General features: G+C 64.6%; 4 protein-coding genes. 3 read left to right on the top strand and 1 reads right to left on the bottom strand.

The window, feature by feature from the left end; all coding sequences use genetic code 11:
* Positions 1–111 precede the first annotated feature (111 nt).
* On the top strand, positions 112–1227 hold the full coding sequence (locus J4G12_09395) for a hypothetical protein (protein MCE2456006.1): 1116 nt from the start codon (positions 112–114) through the stop codon (positions 1225–1227).
* Between the two features lie 450 nt (positions 1228–1677).
* On the opposite strand, the gene J4G12_09390 is transcribed toward J4G12_09395, so the two are convergent.
* Positions 1678–2190, bottom strand: a complete 513-nt coding sequence (locus J4G12_09390) for a hypothetical protein (protein MCE2456005.1) — start codon at positions 2188–2190, stop codon at positions 1678–1680.
* Between the two features lie 189 nt (positions 2191–2379).
* Here J4G12_09390 and J4G12_09385 point away from each other — a divergent pair, with 189 nt between their 5' ends.
* Positions 2380–4416, top strand: a complete 2037-nt coding sequence (locus tag J4G12_09385) for a serine hydrolase (GenBank protein ID MCE2456004.1) — start codon at positions 2380–2382, stop codon at positions 4414–4416.
* A gap of 276 nt (positions 4417–4692) precedes the next feature.
* Positions 4693–6039 (top strand): hypothetical protein, encoded by a 1347-nt coding sequence (locus J4G12_09380; GenBank protein MCE2456003.1) that lies wholly within the window; start codon positions 4693–4695, stop codon positions 6037–6039.
* Position 6040 lies beyond the last annotated feature (1 nt).

Below are 6040 nucleotides of genomic sequence, written 5' to 3'. Positions count from 1 at the left end.
TGGAAGAGCGAGAAAAGAAACCACATCAGACACCATCAACCACAGAAACCAACCGTCCGTGAAAGCGGGGCAGGTCCACGGCGCTCTCGCGGGCCTGGCCGGATACCTCCTGTGACTCTCCAGACTGGAGCAGCCGTCCTGGCGGTGTTGATGGGCGGCGCCAGTGCCGCCGCCCATGCCCAGGTGGAGACCCGGCTTGTCTTCGATCCATGCGCAGAATGCCGCGTTGATGCTGTTGAAGACCTGGTAATCGGAAGAGACGACGATTCTGTAATTGGCGGCATATCGGTGGTCGCACGCCTCCATGATGGGAGCGTGGCCGCCGTATTCTCTCAAGCCGACTACCAGTTCGTGGTCTACTCGCCCGACGGGCGCAGCAGTGAGAAGGTGGGGAGGTACGGTGAAGGGCCTGGCGAATACAAGTGGATACGATGGCTCAAACCACATGGCAGGTTCGTTCATTTGTTCGATCCACCCCAGGGCCGCGTCACCGTGCTGGACGAAGTGTGGGGTGTCGTGCGCACGACCCGGTTGAACGTGCGGCAAGTCCTTTGGGATGCGGCGGTCGTGAACGACTCGCTATACGTGGTTAACATGGGCTATTACACCAGCGAAAGGGCTGGATTTTATCTTCATTCAGTCGGGCTCGACGGGCAAATCATCCAATCGTTCGACGAACTGCCGGAGGCTTATCCGCTCGATGAGTCCGAGGAGGTGAAGGGGATTCTTCGACTCCTGGCCGTCTCGCGGGACGGATCCCTTTGGGCAGCGAACAGGAACCGTTACGAGATCGAACGTTGGGACCCGTTGACCGGTAGGCGGCTCGACAGGTTCATCCGGCCCGTGGACTGGTTCCCAAGCCACGGACGTCAGCGGCCGATCGACCCTTCCCGACCGCCGCCGGCCGTCATCATAGACATTCTTGAGGATCGGAACGGTTTGCTTTGGGTCTTGATATTCAGAGCATCCGCGCGTTGGACTGAGCATGTCGTGCGAACTCCAGCCGACGCGCATCCGGAAATGGGGGAGTACTCGATGGACGGTATTCCCGGAGCTTGGGAGCACGTCGTGGAAGTGATCGACCCTGGGAATGCCCGTGTGATAGCCCAGTCCGTACTGCCAAACGGGATTCGTAGGTTTCTCGGAGAAGGCTCCGCACTTTCCTTGCACAGCACCGACGCCGGGGTTCCATATTGGCGTACTTGGCGCCTGCATTTGCGTCGGTAGACGGGCCTCCTCTCTCCCTCCAAGGTGATCGGCATGGCTTTGAATCTGCGATCAGCTTGCCGGAAACTGTGGTGGGCATCGGCGGAATGGGTACAGCCGTCCCAAGGTGCGCTCGGAATTCCCGCCATTCGACACTTGTCGTCGCGAGCCAGATGGACCAGCTTGGCGAGGTTGCCCAGCTCCGGCGGGACAGAGCCGGTCAACTCGTTGTCGTCGAGAGTCAGACTGACCAGACTGGACCCAGACGCCCCGAGGCGTGCTTCAGGCGAAGGCCGTGGTCGCCGACGAGTAACTGGGACTCTTTTCGCAGCACCGCCCGTTGGCCCTTGCGTGGTCAGGAATCTTCAAGGGCTCATAGACCGCAGGATGCTCGCAGCACTGCCGAGGGAATAACGCCGCGCTGCCCTCACGCCGCCATTTTGGAACACATCGACCCCCAGCCCACGGTTTTCACGCGCTCGTCATCGGCTGGAGGCTTTCGAGGAAAGCCCAAGCGATGCACTGCTCAAGCTCCCCGAGCCATTCGACAGCCTCCGGATGGACGGACAGCGCCGGTAGCAAGGCCATAATCACCCACGGGCTGTCTGAAGGATCGCGGAAGCCGCCGGGGTCACACCCGTCGATGAGCCAATGGGCCGCCACCACCGTATCGCGCCATGCGCGCCGCGGGCCGCCGCCACCGCCTTCCGCTACCGCCAGCTCCGCGATGGGCTGCTCGTCCGGGGCAACGATGCGCGCTTTCAGGACGCGGGGGCCGTGCGGATGCGCGAGCACCTCCAGCCGCCACGGATCGTCCGGCCCCCGGAGTGGCGCGGGGGTCGCGAGCCCACCCGCCGCCGCGATGATGGACGCCTCCGCCACCTGGAAGCCGGACTCGTAGCCTTCGTCCTGCGGGGCTAGGCACACCGACCCGAGGAACGCCAGGGACAAGGCGACGACGAGCTTGGCGACGGGTTGGGACATGGCGCCCAGTCTACCTCCGACCGGAGCTGCCTGCATGTCGGCCCGGCGCCGTATCCGGGCCCTTCGGCCACGGTCGTACGACCCACGCGATTCCCACCAGGTTGAATTTCGTCCGGTCCGAATTCGTAGGTTTGCTCGGTGGCCGACCGCCACCTTCGTCATCTTCCAAGAAAACCCAGACCGACATCCATGGACCTCGTAACCCGGACCATCGCCCGCACCGTCTCCCGACCCGCGACTCTCGTCCTCGTTCTGCTCGCCCTGGTGCAGGCGGGTGGCTCGGACGCCCTCGCGCAGGTCGAACTGACGCGGGGAGCCACCGTGGACGGAACGCTCGCGGCCGGCGACACCGCGCGCTTCACGCTCGAAGCCGACGAGAACGACTTCGTGCTCGGCGAGGTCGACCAGATCTCGGTCAACGTGGCGATCCGGGTTCTCGATCCGGACGGGCGGCAGCTCGCTCGCTTCGGTGGACTGGGAACGGGACGGGAGCGTTTCAGCGGGCGGACGGAGATGGCGGGAACCTACACCCTGGAGCTCTTGGACGAAGATGGGAGCGCCGAGGCTGCGGGGGACTTCCGGATCACCATTCTTCGCCACGAGCGGGTCTCCGACGACCCCCGCCACCTCACCGACCAGATGATGGCGCGCTTCGACGGAGAACACTCGCCCGGCGCCGCGGTCCGGGTCTGGAGGGACGGGCGCACTGTCTTCTCCAGCACCTACGGGATGGCCAACCTCGGCTATCGGATACCTTTCGAACCTGAGACCCGCACCAACATCGGATCCACCTCCAAGCAGTTCACCGCCTTCGCCGTCATGTTGCAGGCCGAGCGCGGCCTGCTCTCGCTCGACGACGACATCCGGGAGCACATTCCCGAGCTGCCGGAGTTCGACCACGTGATCCAGGTCCGGCACCTCATCACCCATACCTCCGGACTGCGCGAATTCCTGAACCTGCTGCGCATGACCGGGCGCCGGCTCGACAGGGGCGACTGGATCGGCCGCGACGAGCTCATCGAGATCGTGCAGCGGCAACCGACGTTGCAGAACGTCCCCGGGGCCGAGTGGAACTACAACAACACGGCGTACGGTCTGGCGGCGGAGATCGTGGAGCGCACCTCCGGGCAAGCCTTCCACGGCTTCATGCAGGAAAACGTGTTCGGGCCGCTGGGAATGACGGGTACGATGGTGAGGCCGCACGTTCGTCACACGGTCCCGGACCAGTCGGTGGGGTACACTCCCGACGCGGACGGTTACCGCGAGCTCGGCGACCTCGGCGGCGCCGTCGGCGCGGGCGGCATCTACAGCACGATCGCCGACCTCCAGACCTGGGCGGAGAACTACGCGGAGCCCCGCGTCGGCACCCCCGACATTTTCGCGGAGATGATGACCTCGTTCGTTCTCGGCAACGGCGAGGAGACGGGTTACGGATACGGCTTCTTCATCGACGAGCAACGGGGCCTCAAGCGCATCCATCACGGCGGGGCGGATGTCGCTCACAGATCCCAGCTCGCGTACTACCCCGAAATCAACGCCGGCATCACCGTCCAGAGCAATCACGCCCAGTTCAACAGCAATGTGGCTTTCGAGCTCGCGGAAGCGTTTTTCGAGGACGATATGGGGCCGGAGGAAGGCGAGCCGGAGGAGCAGGACTCCCTTGCCGGCGACTTCGACCCGGAAGCCTACGATCCCTCCGCTTTCGACGAGTACGCGGGCCGATACGCTCTCGACGCGGCGCCCGCGTTCATCCTCACCTTCACGCGCGAGTCCGACTCCCTCTACGTTCAGGCGACCGGGCAGCCCCGCCTGGCGATCGTGCCCACCTCCGATTCGACTTTCCGCCTGCTGGCGGTGGAGGCCTCCGTGACCTTCCTGCGGGGAGAGGAAGACGAGGTCGAAGGTGCGATCCTGCACCAGAACGGAGATCAACCCGCGACCCGGCTGGACGACGAGGCCACCGAGGATCCGGCGGACCTGGAAGGCTACTCCGGCCGGTTCTTCAGCGACGAGATCGAGACCTTCTACACGCTTTCCGTCGAGGACGGCGAACTGGTGATGCGCCAGCGACGGCTCGGACGCCACGAACTGACCAGATCGATCGGCGACACCTTCTCGGGCGGCGGCTTCACCTTCGCCTTCGAACGGGACCGCAACGGCGAGGTGATCGGCTTCTACCTCTCCAACGTGCGTTCGCGGAACGTGAGGTTCGGTCGGGTGCGGTAGGGAAGCTCCCGGACATGGTCCGCGACGGACTCCGCCGCCGGTCTGAAATTCATCCCGAGATCGAGTTTCGCACAACCGTCGTCTAACTTGAAGGAGTTCGGTCATTGTCGGGATCCCGGATCGGGACGACGTCAGACCGGCGCGCCTCTCCGGGATGTCGCCGACACTTGCGTTGATGGCCTTCTGCGGTCATCTTCGATACCCGGTTCGGTGGACGGCCCTCGGCGCCGGAATCGACCGCGACCTTCTCCTCCAGCGGACGCTCCACGGATGCGCATGACAATCTCTTCTCGCCTCGTCTCTCTCCTCGGCTCGGCCCTTCTCGTCTCCACCGGCGGCCTCGTTGCGCAGGACGTGCCCTGGTCGGCCCTCAACCGGGGCTCCGACAACATGGAGGTCCTGGGCCACCTTCCTCTCGGTCCGCGCCTCTCCGTGGCGGACATGGATGTGGAGCAGGAGCTCGACCGCCCCTTCGCGTACATAGCCCGCATGGTCTACGGGAACGAGGGTCCGAAGGGCCTCGACATCGTGAGCATCGCCGACCCGGAGGCCCCCCAGCTCCTCTACGAATGGCGCATCGAGGATCAGGATCTCCACCAGCGCACGGGCGGCATGGACGTGAAGCACTTCAAGTGGCGGGATCGCTACTATGTGGTGCAGTCGCTCCAATTCGGGCAGGGCGGTCCCGACTCCGACCTCGGCGCCGTGGTTCTCGACGTCACCGGCCTTCCCGATCCGACGACGGTACGGGAGGTCGCGCGCATTCGAGAGCCGGACATGCCGGGCGGATTCCACAACATCTTCATCTACAAGCACTCGAACGAACGGGTCTACCTCTTCACCACAGCCCGCGCACCCGGAGCGCTGGTCTACGACCTAGGCATGGTCGCGGAGGGCGATCTGGAGAACGCCCGCGTCGGCATGGTTCCCGTCCCGGAGAGCCCGCTGGGGCAGGGCGGCGGAAGAGGCTATCACGACTTCTACGTGGGATACCATCCCGACACCGGCGAGGATCGTTTCTACGGCGGCGGCACGGGCGGCTACTACATCTACGACGTCAGTGACCTGGGCGCGCCCGAGCTCCGCATCTCGCTCACCGGAATCAGCGGCGTCAGCTACGGCCACACCTTCACGCCGAGCCCCGACGGCCGCTACGTGATCGCCGAGACCGAGTATCAGTACGCGCCGCTCCGCATCTTCGACCTCCAGCCAGCGCTCGAAGGGGAGGTCACCAACATCCGCTCCCCCATCTCGGCTTTCACCGCCGACTGGCGCAATCTCGTTCACAACCACGAGGTGCGCTGGCCCTTCGTGTTCGTCTCCGGCTATCTCGACGGTTTGCAGGTCTTCAACCTTCAGGATCCCCACAACCCGGTCACGGTCGGCTACTACGACACCTACATCGGACCTCCGAACACGGATCGCTACTCCCAGTTCAACGGCGCGTTCGGCGTCGACGTGCGCAACGAGGACGGCCTCATCGTGGTGAGCGACATGTCCACCGGTCTCTGGACGTTCCGGATGGACGGTTTCCAGGGCTGGAACGGCGAGCACTGGGGCGTGCCCAACATCTCCTCGGCCCAGCAGTGGGACCGCCCGGTGGTCACCAGACCGATAAGCTGAT

The sequence above is a fragment of the Gemmatimonadota bacterium genome (genome assembly GCA_021295815.1).
Taxonomy (GTDB): Bacteria; Gemmatimonadota; Gemmatimonadetes; order Longimicrobiales; family Gaopeijiaceae; genus JAGWBQ01.
The sequence above is the reverse complement of the archived record's forward strand: the minus strand, read 5'-3'. Positions and strand labels throughout refer to the sequence as shown.

What these genes read in the sequence shown, in the direction of transcription:
- J4G12_09385 (MCE2456004.1), top strand. Translation starts at nt 2,380, where the DNA reads ATGGACCTCGTAACCCGGACCATCGCCCGCACCGTCTCCCGACCCGCG.
- J4G12_09380 (MCE2456003.1), top strand. Translation starts at nt 4,693, where the DNA reads ATGACAATCTCTTCTCGCCTCGTCTCTCTCCTCGGCTCGGCCCTTCTC.
- J4G12_09390 (MCE2456005.1), bottom strand. Translation starts at nt 2,190, where the DNA reads ATGTCCCAACCCGTCGCCAAGCTCGTCGTCGCCTTGTCCCTGGCGTTC.